General features: G+C 68.0%; 16 protein-coding genes. 13 read left to right on the top strand and 3 right to left on the bottom strand.

Annotated elements, in window-relative coordinates:
* Position 1: 1 nt before the first annotated feature.
* The 4 genes from lepA (at position 2) to BUR94_RS03300 (ending at position 3,024) form a co-directional block, all read left to right on the top strand.
* Positions 2–1,810, top strand: coding sequence for a translation elongation factor 4 (gene lepA, locus BUR94_RS03285; protein WP_074254831.1), 1,809 nt, complete (start codon positions 2–4; stop codon positions 1,808–1,810).
* A gap of 116 nt (positions 1,811–1,926) precedes the next feature.
* A complete protein-coding gene (locus tag BUR94_RS03290; RefSeq protein WP_074254832.1) occupies positions 1,927–2,172 on the top strand; it encodes a DUF4160 domain-containing protein in 246 nt (81 codons plus the stop codon).
* Positions 2,153–2,389 (top strand): DUF2442 domain-containing protein, encoded by a 237-nt coding sequence (locus BUR94_RS03295; protein ID WP_074254833.1) that lies wholly within the window; start codon positions 2,153–2,155, stop codon positions 2,387–2,389. The genes BUR94_RS03290 and BUR94_RS03295 overlap by 20 nt, the downstream gene beginning before the upstream one ends.
* A complete protein-coding gene (locus BUR94_RS03300) occupies positions 2,386–3,024 on the top strand; it encodes a hypothetical protein (protein ID WP_139301210.1) in 639 nt (212 codons plus the stop codon). The genes BUR94_RS03295 and BUR94_RS03300 overlap by 4 nt, the downstream gene beginning before the upstream one ends.
* Before the next feature lie 40 nt (positions 3,025–3,064).
* Here the strand turns inward: BUR94_RS03300 and BUR94_RS03305 are convergent, their stop codons facing one another.
* Complete coding sequence (locus BUR94_RS03305) at positions 3,065–3,181, bottom strand: entericidin, EcnA/B family (RefSeq protein ID WP_074254835.1); 117 nt, start codon at positions 3,179–3,181, stop codon at positions 3,065–3,067.
* Between the two features lie 674 nt (positions 3,182–3,855).
* Here BUR94_RS03305 and BUR94_RS03310 point away from each other — a divergent pair.
* The 3 genes from BUR94_RS03310 to BUR94_RS03320 all read left to right on the top strand — a co-directional run bounded on the left by BUR94_RS03310 (position 3,856) and on the right by BUR94_RS03320 (position 4,709).
* Entirely contained in the window at positions 3,856–4,098 is a 243-nt protein-coding gene (locus BUR94_RS03310) for a hypothetical protein (protein ID WP_074254836.1), read from the top strand.
* 69 nt (positions 4,099–4,167) lie between these two features.
* Entirely contained in the window at positions 4,168–4,452 is a 285-nt protein-coding gene (locus tag BUR94_RS03315; RefSeq protein ID WP_074254837.1) for a hypothetical protein, read from the top strand.
* 77 nt (positions 4,453–4,529) lie between these two features.
* Positions 4,530–4,709: a CTP synthetase gene (locus BUR94_RS03320; RefSeq protein WP_074254838.1), complete on the top strand. Its 180-nt coding sequence runs from the start codon at positions 4,530–4,532 to the stop codon at positions 4,707–4,709.
* Between the two features lie 24 nt (positions 4,710–4,733).
* Here BUR94_RS03320 and BUR94_RS03325 read toward each other — a convergent pair whose 3' ends face one another.
* Positions 4,734–5,498 carry an alpha/beta fold hydrolase gene (locus BUR94_RS03325; RefSeq protein WP_074254839.1) on the bottom strand — a complete coding sequence of 255 codons (765 nt, stop codon included), beginning with the start codon at positions 5,496–5,498 and terminating at the stop codon, positions 4,734–4,736.
* A 77-nt stretch (positions 5,499–5,575) separates the two neighbouring features.
* Here BUR94_RS03325 and BUR94_RS03330 point away from each other — a divergent pair, with 77 nt between their 5' ends.
* The 6 genes from BUR94_RS03330 to BUR94_RS03355 all read left to right on the top strand — a co-directional run bounded on the left by BUR94_RS03330 (position 5,576) and on the right by BUR94_RS03355 (position 15,052).
* On the top strand, positions 5,576–5,947 hold the full coding sequence (locus tag BUR94_RS03330) for a hypothetical protein (protein WP_074254840.1): 372 nt from the start codon (positions 5,576–5,578) through the stop codon (positions 5,945–5,947).
* Between the two features lie 171 nt (positions 5,948–6,118).
* Positions 6,119–7,549 (top strand): YcjX family GTP-binding protein, encoded by a 1,431-nt coding sequence (locus BUR94_RS03335; RefSeq protein WP_074254841.1) that lies wholly within the window; start codon positions 6,119–6,121, stop codon positions 7,547–7,549.
* A complete protein-coding gene (locus BUR94_RS03340) occupies positions 7,546–8,547 on the top strand; it encodes a YcjF family protein (protein ID WP_074254842.1) in 1,002 nt (333 codons plus the stop codon). The genes BUR94_RS03335 and BUR94_RS03340 overlap by 4 nt, the downstream gene beginning before the upstream one ends.
* A gap of 74 nt (positions 8,548–8,621) precedes the next feature.
* Positions 8,622–11,420: a DUF2339 domain-containing protein gene (locus BUR94_RS03345; RefSeq protein WP_084192893.1), complete on the top strand. Its 2,799-nt coding sequence runs from the start codon at positions 8,622–8,624 to the stop codon at positions 11,418–11,420.
* A 207-nt stretch (positions 11,421–11,627) separates the two neighbouring features.
* Positions 11,628–14,600 (top strand): isoleucine--tRNA ligase, encoded by a 2,973-nt coding sequence (gene ileS / locus BUR94_RS03350; protein WP_074254844.1) that lies wholly within the window; start codon positions 11,628–11,630, stop codon positions 14,598–14,600.
* The gene (locus BUR94_RS03355) at positions 14,597–15,052 is read left to right on the top strand and encodes a methylated-DNA--[protein]-cysteine S-methyltransferase (protein ID WP_074254845.1); all 456 of its coding nucleotides are present in this window, start codon (positions 14,597–14,599) and stop codon (positions 15,050–15,052) included. Before ileS ends, BUR94_RS03355 begins: the two co-directional genes overlap by 4 nt.
* On the opposite strand, the gene BUR94_RS03360 is transcribed toward BUR94_RS03355, so the two are convergent.
* Positions 15,049–15,627 (bottom strand): ferric reductase-like transmembrane domain-containing protein, encoded by a 579-nt coding sequence (locus tag BUR94_RS03360; RefSeq protein ID WP_245794355.1) that lies wholly within the window; start codon positions 15,625–15,627, stop codon positions 15,049–15,051. The two genes, BUR94_RS03355 and BUR94_RS03360, sit on opposite strands and share 4 nt — an antisense overlap.
* Positions 15,628–15,630: the final 3 nt, after the last annotated feature.

The raw sequence follows: 15,630 nt of genomic DNA on the forward strand, positions 1-15,630 counted from the left end.
TATGAGCCGGATGACCGATCTGAACCACATCCGCAATTTCTCCATCGTCGCCCATATCGACCACGGGAAATCCACGCTTGCCGACCGGCTGATCCAGCTCACCGGAACGGTGGCCGAACGCGACATGAAGGAGCAGATGCTCGACGCGATGGACATCGAGCGCGAGCGGGGGATCACCATCAAGGCCAACTCGGTGCGGATCGAGTACCCCGCCAAGGACGGCAACACCTATGTGCTCAACCTGATCGACACGCCCGGCCACGTGGACTTTGCCTATGAGGTCAGCCGCAGCATGCGCGCCGTGGAGGGCTCGCTGCTAGTGGTGGATGCCACCCAGGGCGTGGAGGCGCAGACGCTGGCCAACGTCTACCAGGCGATCGACGCCGACCACGAAATCGTGCCGGTGCTGAACAAGATCGACCTGCCGGCCTCCGAGCCCGCGCGGGTGAAGGAGCAGATCGAGGACGTGATCGGGATCGACGCCTCGGACGCCATCGAGATTTCGGCCAAGACCGGCCTCGGCATCCCCGACGTGCTGGAGGCCATCGTCCAGCGGCTGCCCGCGCCGAAGGGCGAGCGCAACGCGCCGCTGAAGGCGATGCTGGTGGATTCGTGGTACGACAGCTACCTCGGCGTCGTGGTGCTGATCCGGGTCATGGACGGGGTCATCCGCAAGGGCGACCAGATCAAGATGATGCGCACCGGGGCCACCTACAAGCTCGACAAGCTCTCGGTGCTGCGCCCGGCGATGAAGGACATCGCCGAGCTGGGGCCGGGCGAGATCGGCGTGTTCACCGCCTCGATCAAGCAGGTGCGCGACACCAAGGTGGGCGACACGATCACCCATGAGAGAAAACCCTGCGAGAAGGCCCTGCCGGGCTTCAAACCCTCGGTGCCGGTGGTGTTCTGCGGGCTGTTCCCGGTGGATTCAGCCGAGTTCGAGGATCTGCGGGACGCGATCGAGAAGCTGGCGCTGAACGATGCGTCGTTTTCCTTCGAGATGGAGACCAGCGCGGCACTTGGCTTCGGCTTTCGCTGCGGGTTTCTCGGGCTGCTGCACCTCGAGGTGATCCGCGACCGGATCGAGCGCGAGTATGACATCGACCTCATCACCACGGCGCCCTCGGTGGTTTATCACCTGCACATGAAGGACGGGGAGATGCGCGAGCTGCACAACCCCGCCGACATGCCCGACCTTACCTATATCGACCACGTGGAGGAGCCGCGCATCAAGGCGACGATCCTCGTGCCCGACGACTACCTCGGCGACGTGCTGAAGCTCTGCCAGGAGCGGCGCGGCATCCAGGAAGACCTGACCTACGTGGGCGGGCGGGCGATGGTGGTCTATGACCTGCCGCTGAACGAGGTCGTGTTCGACTTCTACGACCGGCTGAAGAGCATCACCAAGGGCTACGCCAGCTTCGACTATCAGATGACGGGCTACCGACAGGACCACCTGGTGAAGATGCAGGTGCTGGTGAACGACGAGCCGGTGGATGCGCTGTCGATGATGGTGCACCGCGACCGGGCCGAGATGCGTGGGCGGGCCATGTGCGAGAAGCTGAAGGAGCTGATCCCCCGCCACATGTTCAAGATCCCGATCCAGGCGGCCATCGGCGGCAAGGTGATTGCACGGGAGACGCTTTCGGCGCTCCGGAAGGACGTGACGGCCAAGTGCTACGGCGGCGACGCGACCCGGAAGAAGAAACTTCTGGAAAAGCAGAAGGCCGGCAAGAAGAAGATGCGCCAGTTCGGGAAGGTGGATATCCCGCAGGAGGCGTTTATTTCTGCGTTGAAGATGGACAGCTGAAGGCTGGCCATTTTCAAGGCGGGTGGGCGGAAGCGGTTTTCCTTGGAAAACTGCGTGCCCACACGGTGGATCATTGCGCAGGTGACAGCCAAACGCCGCTGCACTAACCTCCCCACATGCCGACGGTCTTTCGCCACGAGGGGTTCCGCTTCTTCTTCTATTCCAACGAGGGAGACCCGCGTGAGCCGGTGCATATCCACGTGATGAAGGATCGGTCGGAAGCGAAGTTCTGGGTCGAGCCTGTGGTTCGGCTGGAGCGCGCGGCGGGGTTCAATGCCCGCACGCTGCGACGGCTGGCCGGAATCGTGGGCGAGAACCGGGAGAGGATCACGGAGGCATGGCATGAGCATTTCGGCGGTTGACGTGCGGTTCGACGACGACGCGATGTGGGTGGCGCTGGAGGACGGGCGCACCATCGGGGTGCCGTTGGCGTGGTTTCCTCGGCTGCTCGGGGCGAGTAAGGAAGAGCGGGCGGCGGTTGAAATTTCACCATTCGGGCTGCACTGGGAAGGCCTGGACGAGGATATCTCGGTGGCCGGGTTGCTGGCCAAGGATGTGCCGGGGGTGGCGGCGGAGTGAGGCGCTACCAGCAGACGCTTTATCGCATCGGCTTAGGGTTTGCTGCCTTAGCCACGCTAGGGGCATGGTTTTGGCCCGATGATCTTGCCAGCCAATTCAAAGAGCCGGAAGCAATGTTTGCATTCGCAATTGCTTTGGTAGTTTGGGTTGCCGGAGAAATTAAGCTGAGCGAAGAGTTTATAGAAAAGCCTAGTTCGCAAAATGACGTGCGCTTGGGCCGTGAAATCATCGAGATGCACACCGGAGATGTTCGGTCATTGCTAAAGGATACCGATCTGTTTCAGTTCGTGGATGAGCGGATCTACGATAAAGTTTTCAATTTTCTGTCCGACTTTGATCGGGGCAAAAAGGAGTTTCAGAATAGGCGGCTTGGACGGGAGTTCGATGATTTCGTTGAGGGGTTGAAGGATTTTAGCCGCTATGTTGCGATCGAAACGGTGCCGGTGAACTTGGGTGGTAGTCTGTGCCGGGGTTTCAAACCTGAACACACTGTAACTGAAGAGGAATACGAGCGGCAGAAAGCGCTTTCAAAGAAAGCTAACGACCTAGCGGATCTTGCCTGGGGCAAGTTGGATGCCCTTGCAGCAAGAGTTAAGATCGAAATCCCTGAGGTGCTAGACCACCACAATGGCTAGTCACCTGCGGCCTCGGCTCATGTGACGGTTTTACCCCCCCTCAAAACGCGTTCTGCACAGCGTCCGCCGTGTTCGTCACGTCCCTCCCGACGCCCTTCACGGTTTCGCAGGCCGAGAGGAGGGTGAGGGCGATGAGGGCCAGGGGGATGCGGGTCATGGGGCTGCTCCGGGGCGTGTGTTTTTCGGGAGGGTAGCACGCCGGATTTGGCGAGGGAATCCGGGCGCTGCGTGTCGGCGGAAGTTTTCCGGGGCCAAGCTGTTGGGAAGCTGCGCAGATTCCTCCCGCTCCACAGGTTGTTCACACGCCTTTCCAACGGGTTATCCCCAGAAAAATCCGCTTCGGTCCTAATTTTCTGTTGCCCGACTCGGGGTCGGAGTGTGACGGTTTTGTTAACGCAAGGGGTCGCAAGACCCGGAGCGGGGCGCGAGGGCCTTCGGGGCTGGAGCGGCAAGGGCGACGGAGGACCCGCAAGGGGATCTGGAAGCCGGGTCGTGATGAGAGCACCGGACGCAGGGCCGAAACGGAACGGGTTCGATGAAGCCGGACCGGGAAGGCGGCGGACAAGCCAGCGCGTTGGCCGGATGGGGCGCAAGCCGCAGCCGGTAGGGGGGACGGCCCGAAAGGGGCGATCCCGCTCATGCAGGGCCCGCAAGGGCGGTTGCATGCGAACAGAAAGGCCGCAAGGCCGGCCTGTTCAGGAAGGCGTCGCGTCGGGGTCCAGGCCCTGCTGCGGCGCCTTCTGCGTTTCCGGCCCGCAGTTTGGCGGCCCGGGTGCCGGGGCAAGGAACGCGACCGGCCGCTCGCGGGTTGTCTCCCAAAGGAGAGACGACATGAAACATGGTTGGAGACTTGTATTCATCCCGCTGGCCGTGGCCTGCATTGCGGGCGCGGCGCTTGTTCTGTTCCTGGCGCTGGCCTGGGTGAGCGCGGTGGCCTTCGTGGCGGCGGCGCTGATCGGCCTCGGCCTGGGCGTGCCCTTCGGGCTCTGGGCGACGAAGAAGGTGCGCAAGGACGACCCGGAATGGTCGGAGCGGCGCAGCGAGCACGTGCCCAACCCGCCGCCGGTGGTGTGACCGGAGGGTGCCTGCGCTTTCGCGGCGGCATTAGCGGTTTGTTAACCATCCGGGCGCAGGCTGGGGCGCATGCGCTGGATGGTCTTGGCTCTTGCCCTCGCGGGCTGCAACACGGTGAAGGAGGACCTGCAGGGCCATTCGGTCCGCAAGGCCGAGGCGCTGGGCTACACCTTCAACGTCTTTGCCGACGGCCCCGATTTTCAGGTCGTGCGCACCAACTTCGGCCGGCCGAACAGCCGCACCTACCCGGAAGCGGTGGCGCTCGCCGTCCGGCAGGCGACGGGCTGCGAGGTGTCGGTGGGCTCGCTCTCGGGCGACTACAACCTGACGAGGGGCAAGATGCGCTGCCCCTGAGTTGATACATGTCAAGGTTGGAATGTGTTGGCCGTGGCAGGGTCTGCGCCGAACGCGCCCTGACATGGAGGCTGGCGATGATCCGGCTTGCTCTGGTTCTCTATTCTCTCATCGGCACCACGCTGGCGGGCAGCTTCATGGTGGCCTCGCTGACCATGGGCTACGACACGCTGGTGCCGATCCTGATGGCGGCGGCGATCGGGGCCGTGGTGGCGGTGCCCGTCTCCTGGCTCGTGGCGCGGCAACTGGCCGGGTAGGGGCCGGTGGGCGGATTGCCCACCCTATGCGGAGAGGTAGGCCTCGACGGTGGCCTCGAACGCGCGCGGCTTGTCGGCGTGGAGCCAGTGACCGGCGCCGGGGATCCTGGCGAAGCGCGCCTGGGGAAAGCGGGCCTTGATCTCGGGGCGGTGCTCGGGCGTCACGTAGTCGCTCTCGGCCCCGGTCAGAAAGAGCGCGGGGCCCGCGAAGTCGCCCTCGGGATGGGGCCAGCCGACGATCTTTGACATCTCGGCCTCCAGCGCGTCGAGGTTGAAGCGCCAGTGCGGCGGATCGGCCTTGAGATCCAGCGATTGCAGAAGGAAGGCCCGGGTGCCCGGGTCTTCGATGCTGCCCGACAGCCGGCGGTCGGCCTCCGAGCGGGAGGTGAGGCCGGCGAGGTCGAGCCCGCGCATGGCGGTGATCAGGTGCCCCTGGGTATGGCTGTAGGCGGTAGGCGCGATATCGGCCACGATCAGGCGGCGGAGCAGCTCGGGGCGGGTCAGTGCCAGCATCATCGCCGCCTTGCCGCCCATCGAGTGGCCTAACAGGTCCATCGGGGCGCCCTCGGCCTCGATCACCTCCGCGAGGTCGGCGGCGAGATCCTCGTAGCCGTGGCTCTCGAACCAGGGTGATTGCCCGTGGTTGCGCATGTCGACCGTCACGACCCGGCGCTTGCCCGCGAGACGGGTGGCGATGACGTTCCAGTTGCGCGCCGAGCCGAAGAGGCCGTGGGCGATCAGGAGGGCGGGGGCGGCGGGGTCGCCGTCGTAGAGGGTCGTGGCCAGCATGGGGAGGAGGTAGCGCGGCGCGGTGCGCGGCTCAAGCGGGGTTTTCGGTGGCCGCGAGGGGAGATAGAAGCTGGGCCATGGAACATCCGGTGAAACAGGTGGCCGACGGGCTGGCGCAGATGATGGGCGAGCGGCTGGGCATCCGGCGCGGCGAGACGCTGGCGGAGAAGCTGCGCAAGGGCGGGCGGCTGCTGCCGCGCAAGGTGCGCCGGGAGGCGGCCTTCATCGCCGAGACCGAGGCGCGGATGGCGGTGCCGAAGTTTGCCTTTCAGTATGACCCGGCACGGGTGGCGCGGGCCGAGAAGACGGTGCGCGGGTTCCTCGAGACGGTCGACCCGGCGGACCGGCGCAAGGGTGTGGTGCTGGGTATTCTCGGTTGGCTGGCGTTCAATTTTCTGCTGGTGAGCGGGCTGGTGATCTGGTGGCTGGTGGAGAGCGGGCGGATCTAGCGTGGGGCCTGTCGGGTCCGGCGCTCTGCCGAGGCATGCGCCCGCCTCTGGCTGGCGGTGCGCAGCGGGGGTTTCACACCCCCACACCCCCGTGGGATGTTTCCGGGACCAATGAGGGGCGGCGGATGCCTACACTTTCGGGCGGCGGGGCCCTAAGTAGGTCCGGACGGAATGAAAGGGGCAGGCGTGGTTGTTTCGGCGATCGTTGACGGGGTGACGCGGGGCGTCGAGACGGTCGGTCACGTGGTGACCGGCGGTTTCATGGACGCCCGCATCCGCCTTGGCGTGACCGGGTTGAGCCGCGCGGGCAAGACGGTGTTCATCACCTCGCTGGTGGCCAACCTGATGGACCGGGCGCGGATGGGCGGGCTGCGGGCCGCCGCCGACGGGGCGATCAAGGCGGCCTACCTTCAGCCGCAGCCCGACGACACGGTGCCGCGCTTTGCCTATGAGGATCACCTCGCCGCGATGGTCGGCCCCGAGCCGCACTGGCCGGAGAGCACGCGGGCGGTGAGCGAGTTGCGGCTGAGCCTGAAGGTGCAGCCGGGCGGCTTGCTGGGGGGCTTGCGCGGGCCGCAGGTGGTGCATCTCGATATCGTGGATTACCCCGGCGAGTGGCTGCTCGACCTCGGGTTGCTCGACATGAGCTATGACACCTGGGCCGCACAGGCGCTGGAGAAGGCGCGGGCGCGGGCGGAGGGTGCGGGCTTCATCGCGGCGCTGGAGGCCGTGGATGGTGCTGCGAAGCTGGAGGAGCCGGTGGCCAAGCGTCTCTCGGAGAGCTTTGCCGACTATCTGAAGGCGGCGCGGGAGGCGGGGTACAGCGATTGCACGCCGGGGCGGTTCCTGCTGCCCGGCGAGCTTGAAGGGTCTCCAGCGCTGACATTTGCGCCCCTGCCTGCGGGCGAGGGGCCGCGGGGGTCTCTCCGGCGCGAGTTGGCGCGACGGTTCGAGGCCTACAAGCGGGCGGTGGTGAAGCCGTTCTTCCGCGATCATTTTGCAGAAATAGACCGGCAAGTGGTGCTGGTGGACGTTCTTGGCGCCATTCATGCAGGACCCAAGGCCTTGGAAGACCTCCGTCAGGCCATGGCCGACATCCTGGGGGCCTTCAAGCCGGGGCGGAACGGCTGGCTGACGCGACTGCTGGGCGGGCACCGGGTGGAGAAGATCCTCTTTGCCGCGACCAAGGCGGACCATTTGCACCACAAGCAGCACGGGGCGCTGACGGCGATCACCGAGGCGCTGGTGCGCGAGGCGAAGGACCGGGCGGATTTTGCCGGGGCCAGGACGGCGGCGATGAGCATCGCGGCGCTGCGGGCGACCACCGAGGAGACCCGCAGCCACGAGGGCCGCGAGATCGACCTGGTGCGCGGCAGGCTGATGGAGACGGGCAGACATGCGGCGATGTATCCCGGCGCCCTGCCCGAAGATCCGGGGCGGCTGCTGGGCGCGGCGCGGGGCGGGCGCGAGGCCTGGCTCGACGGTGACTACGCGGTGATGAAGTTCGCGCCGGCGCAGGTGTCTCTGAGCCCCGGCGAGGGGCCGCCGCACATTCGGCTGGACCGGGCGGCGGAATTTCTGATCGGGGATCGGTTGAAATGAGCGAGACGCGCGGGCCGGTCGTGTTTGAGGTCGAAGACGAGGTGCCGGGGCCGGACAGGGCGCCACCGGTGCCCGACCTCTCGGGGCCGGCGGCCATGCAGCGGCTGGCGGTGCGCTCGGCGCGGCCGGCAAGCCGGGTGGCGCGGCTGTTCTGGGCGGGGCTCGGCGGGGTGGTGAGCCTGGTCGTTTCGGTCGCGGCCTGGGACTTCGTGATGCGGCTCCTGGAGCGGTCGCCGGTGCTGGGCTGGGTGGCAGTGGCGCTCATCGCGATCACGCTCTTCGCTCTGGCCATCATGGCGCTGCGCGAATTGGCGGCCTTCGCCCGGCTGGCGCGGCTCGATGGCATCCAGAAGGCGGCGGCGGGGGCGTTGGTCTCGGGCGATCTCGGCGCGGCGCGGGGTGTGGTGGACCGGCTGGAGCGGCTCTACGCGGCGCGGGATGACACCAAATGGGGCCGCGAGCGGCTGGCGGAGCGGCGGGGAGATGCCTTTGATGCCGATGCCCTGCTGGCGCTGGCCGAGCTGGAGCTGCTGGTGCCGCTCGATGCGGCGGCGCGGGCCGAGGTGGAGGCCGCCGCGCGGCAGGTGGCGACGGTGACGGCGGTGGTGCCGCTGGCGCTGGCCGACGTGTTCACCGCGCTGACCGCCAACATGCGGATGATCCGCCGCATCGCCGAGGTCTATGGCGGGCGGGCCGGGGTTTTTGGCTCCTGGCGGCTCACACGGACAGTGCTGGCGCATCTCGTCGCTACCGGCGCGGTGGCGGTGGGCGACGACCTGATCGGTTCGGTCGCGGGCGGCGGCGTGCTCAGCAAGCTGTCGCGCCGCTTTGGCGAGGGGGTCATCAACGGGGCGCTCACCGCGCGGGTGGGCGTGGCGGCCATGGAGGTTTGCCGTCCACTGCCCTTTGGCGAGGGGCGCAGGCCGAGCGTCACCGGCCTCGTGCGGCGCGCGCTGACCGGGCTCTTTGGCCGGGGCGAGCCAGCCGAGGCGGAGTGATCGCCGCTTCACTGTTTCGTTTCAGGGCATTACTGTTTCTGAAAACGGGACAGTGAGGGCGGATCGTGGAAGTAATGGTGGCGCTGTTGACGCTTGCCGTCATCGGGCTCGGCGTTTGGCTCATTGCCGTTCAGATCGGATTGGGGCGCGTGCAGCGCAGGCTGGGCGCGGCGTTGCGGGAGCTCGAAGGGCTCAAGCGGGCAGGGCAGACCCCGCGGACAGAGCCCGAGGAGGCGGAGGGGATTGCGTCGACCGCGGCGGCCGAGGCCGAAGTGGCGCCACGCAAGACGGCGCGGGAGCTGCTTGACCCGGCCATCACGCCCCCCGAACCTGCGCGAGACGGTGAACCCCGGCGCAAGCTGCCGTGGGAAGAGGGCTACATTCCCGAGACGGAGACCGGGGGCGCCATCCCCGACGGGCCGCGCGAGCCGGGGGCGGGAGAGAAGGTGGTGGCCTGGTTGCAGGCCAACTGGTTCTACGCCGTTTCGGCCCTGTCTCTGGCGCTGGCGGGACTGTTCCTGGTGCAATACGGCATCGAGCAGGGCTACCTGACGCCGACGATGCGGGTGGCCGCGGCGCTCGCGCTGGGTGCGGCGCTGATCGGGGGCGGAGAATGGATCCGAAGGCGCCAGACTGATGCCACGGCCTACCTGCCGGACACCTTCAGCGCGGCGGGCATTGTCTCGCTCTATGGCGGGGTCCTTGCCGCGCGGGCGCTCTACGGGCTGATCGGGCCGGGGGTGGCGATGTCGGGGCTGGTGGCCGTCTCGGTGGGCGCGATGGTGCTGGGCTGGCTCAATGGCCCGGTGCTGGCGGCCTTCGGGCTGATCGGCGCGGGCGCGGCGCCCTTCCTCGTGGGCGGCGATGCCGACAGTGCGACGCTCTTTTATGTCTACTACGGCTGCCTCGGGATCGTGGGCCTTGCCATCGACGCCTGGCGGCAGTGGCGCTGGGTCTCGGTGCTGGCGCTCGGCGTGGCGGGCGCGGGCGGGCTGGCCTGCTTTGCCGCCTCGGCCGAAATGCCGGGCTTTGCGGTGCTGCTCACCGTGCTGGTGCTGGCCGCCATGGCTTTTCCGCGCCGCGAGATTGGCCCGACCCACGAGGGCGGCGCGCCGTTGCGCTGGCTCTTCGACCGGAGCGCGGGCAAGGGCGGGTTCGACGTGCTGATCGCCTGGGGGGCGATGCTGGCGGCCTGCGTGGTTCTGCTGGCGCTGCCGCGCGCGGGCGCGGCAGAGCTTCTGCTGATCGAGGGGCTCTTCACGGTGCTGATCCTCGCGGTGGCGCTCTGGGCCTGGCAGGCGCGGGCGCTGAGCGAGCTGGCGCTCTTTCCGGCGCTGGGCTTTCTGGCGGTGATCCCGCTCGAAAGCTTCCTGGGCGGGGTGCTGATGCGCGACACGATGCGGCCCGATGCGACGGGCGTGCCGATGCCCGCGCTGCCGCTGGAGGCAAGCATCGTGCTGGTGATGGCGGCCCATGGCACGGTGGCGGCGGCCTGGCGGAGCCTCGTGGCCACCCGCGGCGGTGCGCTGGGCCGGGAGGCGCTGTTCTGGGGTCTCTTCGCGGCCCTCTTCGCGCCGCTCGTGCCGCTCGGGCTCGAGCTGTTCTGGCTTTCGCCGCGCGTGCCCGGCACCTTTGGCTGGGCCGGGCACGTGCTGGCGCTGGCCTCGCTGATGGTGGCGATCGCGGTGCGCTTTGCCAGGGCCGACGGCGGGCCGGGCCGCCGCACCGCATGGGCGGTGCTCTCGGCCTCCGGGCTCATTGCCCTGGCGCTCTTCGTGATCCTGACCAAGTCGGCGCTGACGGTGGCGCTGGCGGTGCTGCTGGTGGTGGCGGCGGCGCTGGACCGGCGGTTCAGGCTGCGGGAGATGCAGCTCTTCATCGCGCTGGGCGTGATCGTTCTGGGGTGGCGCGTGGTGATCGACCCCGGGCTGGTCTGGTCGGTGCAGGCGAGTTGGGGCGCGTTCTTTCTGGGCTTCGGCGCGGCGCTGGCGGGCATGGCCGCGGCCTGGCGGCTGCTGCCGGAAGAGAACCGCCTGCTGGGTCGGGCCTTTCTCGAGAGCGGGCTGCTGATGATCGGCGGTATCTTCGTGACCGCGACGCTCTGGCGGTTCATCGACGAGCGGGTGGGCGGCGACGGGCTGGCGAGCCACTGGACGATGGGGTTGAGCGCCATGGTCTGGCTCTTCTGCGCCGCCGCGCAGGTCTACCGCATGCGGCTGGGCGGGCGGCTGAAGTGGCTGCGGATCACGCTGGCCTCGCTTTACGTGCTGGTGGCGGGCCTCTTCCTGCTGGTGGGGCTGACCATCTCCAACCCCTTCGTTTCGGAGGGCGGCTACTCCTTGCCCGACACCACGATCCACGGGCCCTTGGTGCTGGATAGCCTTGCGGTGGCCTACCTCGGCCCGGCGCTGGTGCTGCTGCTCCTGGCCAGGGTCGGCGCAGGGCGCTGGCGCTACGCGGCCTGGGTGCCGGCGGGCGCGTTGGCGGCCTTCTGGGTGTTTCTCGAGATCCGGCGGTTCTGGCAGCCGGGGACGGTCTGGGTGGGCGTGGGGTGGCTCGACGGCGAGCTCTACACCTACACCGTCGTGCTCATCGCGCTCGGCGCGGCGCTCTTGTGGCAGGCCATCGCCACGGGCTCCACGCCGCTGCGGCGGGCGGCGCTGGTGGTGATCGGGGTTGCGGTGGTGAAGGTCTTCCTGATCGACGCGCGGGGCCTGACCGGGCTCTTCAGGGTGTTCAGCTTTCTTGCGCTGGGCCTGTCGCTCGCGGCGCTGGCCTGGCTCAACCGATGGGCGGCGCAGGAAGCGGCGGAGCGGCGAAGCGGCGAGGAGGGTCCGGAGCAGAGCGGCGAGGGCGACGAGCCGCCCGGATGAGGGCAGGGCTTGGCGCGTCTGGGCGTCCTCGCGGCTGGACCTTGCCCGCAGCCCTGCCTATAAGCCATGCCATGACATTCGCGGGCCTCGTCATCATTCGAATTAGCGGCCCGGCGCTCTGACAGATGAGCCGCCGGGACAAGGCGCATGGCCTGCCGCGCCGCTCCTCACCGAACACCCGAAAAGACCACGCCAAGGACGCCCCCAATGTGCGCCGACACGCCTGACTACAAAGACACCCTGAACCTTCCCGTGACCGAGTTTCCGATGCGCGCGGGCCTGCCCAAGCGAGAGCCCGAGTGGCTGGCGCGCTGGGAGGAGATCGGGGTTTACGACCGCCTGCGCGAGAAGGAGGGCCGCAAGCCCTTCATCCTCCACGACGGCCCGCCCTATGCCAACGGCCACCTGCACATCGGCCACGGGCTGAACAAGATCCTCAAGGACATGGTGGTGCGCTCGCAACAGATGATGGGCCGCGACAGCCGCTACGTGCCGGGCTGGGACTGCCACGGGTTGCCGATCGAGTGGAAGATCGAGGAGCAGTACCGCCAGAAGGGCAAGAACAAGGACGACGTGCCGGTGGTCGAGCTGCGCCGCGAGTGCCGCGCCTTCGCCGAGGGCTGGGTGGACATCCAGCGCGAGGAGTTCAAGCGGCTGGGCGTGACCGGCAACTGGGCCGATCCCTACCTGACGATGGACTTTCACGCCGAGGCGACCATCGCCGCCGAGTTCCAGAAGTTCCTGATGAACGGCTCGCTCTACCAGGGCTCCAAGCCTGTCATGTGGTCGCCGGTCGAAAAGACCGCGCTGGCCGAGGCGGAGGTGGAATACCACGATCACCAGAGCCACACGATCTGGGTGAAGTTCCCGATCGCGGCCTTCGGCGGCTCGCCGGAGTTGATCGAGCACCTGCAATCGCAGGGCGCCGAGTCGCAGCCCGAGGTGATGGGCGCGATGATGAAGATGGCCGAGGATTTCGGCCATTCCCACGTCGTCATCTGGACCACAACGCCCTGGACGATCCCGCAGAACCGGGCGGTCTGCTTCAACCCCGACATCTCCTACGGTCTCTACCAGGTCACCGAGGCCCCCGAGGGCAACTGGGCGCAGGTGGGCGAGAAGTTCATCCTCGCCGACGATCTCGCCGAGGAGGTGCGCAAGGCCGCCAAGATCGACGCCTGGGAGCGCAGCTTCGATGTGCTGCCGGCCCAGATGAGCGCCCTGCAGTTTGCCCACCCTTTCCGCGGGCTCGAGGGCGCCAATGGCGAGTGGGATTTCAACGTGCCACTGCTGCCGGGCGAGCATGTGACCGCCGAGGCGGGCACCGGCTTTGTGCACACCGCGCCCAGCCATGGCGATGACGACTACCAGATCGGCCGGAAATACGGGCTGGAGATGACCTACAACGTGCTGGAGGACGGCTCCTTCCGGCCCGACCTGCCGTTTTTCGGCGGCGAGGTCATCATCAAGCCGAACGGCAAGGAGGGTGGGGCCAACAAGGCGGTGATCGACAAGCTCGTCGAGGCGGGCATGCTGGCCGCGCGTGGCCGGATCACCCACAGCTACCCGCACAGCTGGCGCTCCAAGGCGCCGCTGATCTACCGCAACACGCCGCAATGGTTTGCGGCGATCGACAAGGATCTGGGCGACGGGCAGGACACGCTGGGCACCACCATCCGTGCCCGCGCGCTGACCGCCATCGACAAGGTCAAGTGGACCCCGCAGAGCGGCCGCAACCGTCTCTACGCGATGATGGAGAGCCGCCCCGACTGGGTGCTGTCGCGCCAGCGTGCCTGGGGCGTGCCGCTCACCTGTTTCGTGAAGAAGGGGGCGCTGCCGGATGATCCGGAGTTCCTGCTGAGGGACGAGGCGGTGAACGCCCGCATCATCGCCGCCTTCGAAGAGGAAGGCGCGGATGCCTGGTATGCCGAGGGGGCCAAGGCGCGGTTCCTCGGCGACGACTACGATGCGGAGGCCTACGAGCAGGTGTTCGACGTGCTCGATGTCTGGTTCGACTCAGGGTCGACCCATGCCTTCGTGCTGCGCGACCGGGCCGATGGCGCGGCGGACGGCGTGGCCGATCTCTACCTCGAAGGCACCGACCAGCATCGCGGGTGGTTCCATTCCTCGCTGTTGCAGTCTTGCGGAACCAAGGGCATCGCCCCCTATCGCGGCGTGCTCACCCATGGATTTACGCTGGACGAGAAGGGCAACAAGATGTCCAAGTCGCTCGGCAACACCATCGTGCCCGAGGAGGTGGTGAAGCAGTACGGCGCGGATATCCTGCGTCTCTGGGTGGCCCAGACCGACTACACCGCCGACCAGCGGATCGGGCCCGAGATCCTGAAGGGCGTGGCCGACAGCTACCGGCGCCTGCGCAACACCATGCGCTTCATGCTGGGCTCGCTGGGCGGGTTTGACGCCGCGCAGGCGGTCGATCCTGCGGAAATGCCCGAGCTGGAGCGCTGGGTGCTGCATCGCCTTGCAGAACTGGATGTGCAGGTGCGCGAGGGCTACTCTGCCTACAACTTCCAGGGCGTGTTCCAGGCGGTGTTCAACTTTGCCACGGTCGAGCTTTCGAGCTTCTACTTCGACGTGCGCAAGGATGCGCTCTACTGCGATGGCGACAGCACGCGCCGGCGTGCGGCGCTGACCGTGCTCGACATCCTCTTCCACCGGCTCACCACCTGGCTGGCGCCGGTGCTGGTGTTCACCATGGAGGAGGTCTGGCTCGAGCGGTTCCCCGGCGAGGGCTCCTCGGTGCACCTTGTCGACTTTCCCGAGACCCCGGCGGCCTGGCGCGACGAGGCGCTGGCGGCCAAGTGGGCCGGCGTGCGCCGGGTGCGGCGCGTGGTGACGGCGGCACTGGAGGTGCAGCGGCGCGACAAGGTGATCGGCGCCTCGCTGGAGGCCGCGCCGGTGGTGCATGTCGAGGATGGCGAGGTGCTCAAGGCATTGAAGTCGGTCGCTTTCGAGGACCTGTGCATCACATCCGACATCTCGCTCTCGGGCGACCCGGCGCCCTCCGAGGCCTTCCGGATGCCCGAGGTCGAAGGCGTGGGCGTGGTCTTCGAGAAGGCTCAGGGCCAGAAGTGCCAGCGTTGCTGGAAAATCCTGCCCGACGTGGGCACGCACAAGCACGCGGGCGTCTGCGGGCGCTGTGACGAGGCCTTGGGGTGACCACGCTCGCCCTGTCCACCCCGGTCGGCCGCATGGTGCTGACCGAGGAGGACGGGGCGATCACGCGGGTCGCCTGGAGCCGGGATGCGGCGGGTGACGGCTCGCCGCTCTTGCGTGAGGCGGAGCGCCAGATCGGCGCGTATTTCGCCGGAGAGCGCGAGGGGTTCGACCTGCCGCTGAGGGTAAGGGCGGCGCCCTTGGTGGTGCAGGTCTGCGAAGAGATTGCCGCAATTCCCTTTGGCCATACCCGCACCTACGGTGAGATCGCGCGGTCGCTGGGCACCGCGGCGCAGCCCGTGGGCGCGGCCTGCGGGGCCAATCCGATACCGCTCATCATTCCCTGCCACAGGGTGCTGGGCGCCAGCGGTCTTGGCGGGTTTTCGGGCGGCGTGGGGGTGGAAACCAAGGTGGCCTTGCTCAAGCACGAAGGCGCGGCGAGCCTTCTGATCTAGCGGCGGAGCAGGCGCAGGTCGACCAGGGCGGCCACGGTGGCGGCCAGCACGGCAAGGCAGAGTGCCCATTTCGACCAGAGCTCCATCGCGCCTTCGATCTGGACGGCGTGGAGCACGGTGGCCAGGACCACCAGCGCGGCCAGCGCGTTGTGCGCCCAGCGCCAGCCGCGCGACGGGACGTGCCTGCGCAGGGCGACCAGCACCCCGGTCAGCGCGATGCCCCAGAGCGAAACGAAGCCCCAGAGCGAAAACGGCGTCGGCGCGCGCAGGAGCAGGGCATCCAGCGTGTCGGGCGGGCTGGTGACCCAGAGGCCGGCGAGGTGGAGCGCGGCAAGGGCCAGGAGCGCCACCCCGGCGCGGCGGTGCCAGAGGCGGCCGCGAGGTCCGCGCAGGCCGGGGAGGTAGCCGGCGGCCAGCAAGGGCTGGGCCAGAAGCAGGCAGAGCGCGAGGATGCCGGCGAAGCCGCCGGTGATGTAGGCGAAGCCGCGGTAGGCAAGCCAGGGGCTGCCGGCGGCCAAGCCGACCGGCACGGCGACAAGGGCCACGACGAAGAGCCAGGGGAGCGTGCGACGCAAGCC

The sequence above is a fragment of the Vannielia litorea genome (assembly GCF_900142295.1).
Lineage (GTDB): Bacteria > Pseudomonadota > Alphaproteobacteria > Rhodobacterales > Rhodobacteraceae > Vannielia > Vannielia litorea.

Coding starts and splice junctions, on each gene's coding strand:
- lepA (WP_074254831.1), top strand. CDS start 2: ATGAGCCGGATGACCGATCTGAACCACATCCGCAATTTCTCCATCGTC.
- BUR94_RS03290 (WP_074254832.1), top strand. CDS start 1,927: ATGCCGACGGTCTTTCGCCACGAGGGGTTCCGCTTCTTCTTCTATTCC.
- BUR94_RS03295 (WP_074254833.1), top strand. CDS start 2,153: ATGAGCATTTCGGCGGTTGACGTGCGGTTCGACGACGACGCGATGTGG.
- BUR94_RS03305 (WP_074254835.1), bottom strand. CDS start 3,181: ATGACCCGCATCCCCCTGGCCCTCATCGCCCTCACCCTCCTCTCGGCC.
- BUR94_RS03310 (WP_074254836.1), top strand. CDS start 3,856: ATGAAACATGGTTGGAGACTTGTATTCATCCCGCTGGCCGTGGCCTGC.
- BUR94_RS03315 (WP_074254837.1), top strand. CDS start 4,168: ATGCGCTGGATGGTCTTGGCTCTTGCCCTCGCGGGCTGCAACACGGTG.
- BUR94_RS03320 (WP_074254838.1), top strand. CDS start 4,530: ATGATCCGGCTTGCTCTGGTTCTCTATTCTCTCATCGGCACCACGCTG.
- BUR94_RS03325 (WP_074254839.1), bottom strand. CDS start 5,498: ATGCTGGCCACGACCCTCTACGACGGCGACCCCGCCGCCCCCGCCCTC.
- BUR94_RS03330 (WP_074254840.1), top strand. CDS start 5,576: ATGGAACATCCGGTGAAACAGGTGGCCGACGGGCTGGCGCAGATGATG.
- BUR94_RS03335 (WP_074254841.1), top strand. CDS start 6,119: ATGAAAGGGGCAGGCGTGGTTGTTTCGGCGATCGTTGACGGGGTGACG.
- BUR94_RS03340 (WP_074254842.1), top strand. CDS start 7,546: ATGAGCGAGACGCGCGGGCCGGTCGTGTTTGAGGTCGAAGACGAGGTG.
- BUR94_RS03345 (WP_084192893.1), top strand. CDS start 8,622: ATGGTGGCGCTGTTGACGCTTGCCGTCATCGGGCTCGGCGTTTGGCTC.
- ileS (WP_074254844.1), top strand. CDS start 11,628: ATGTGCGCCGACACGCCTGACTACAAAGACACCCTGAACCTTCCCGTG.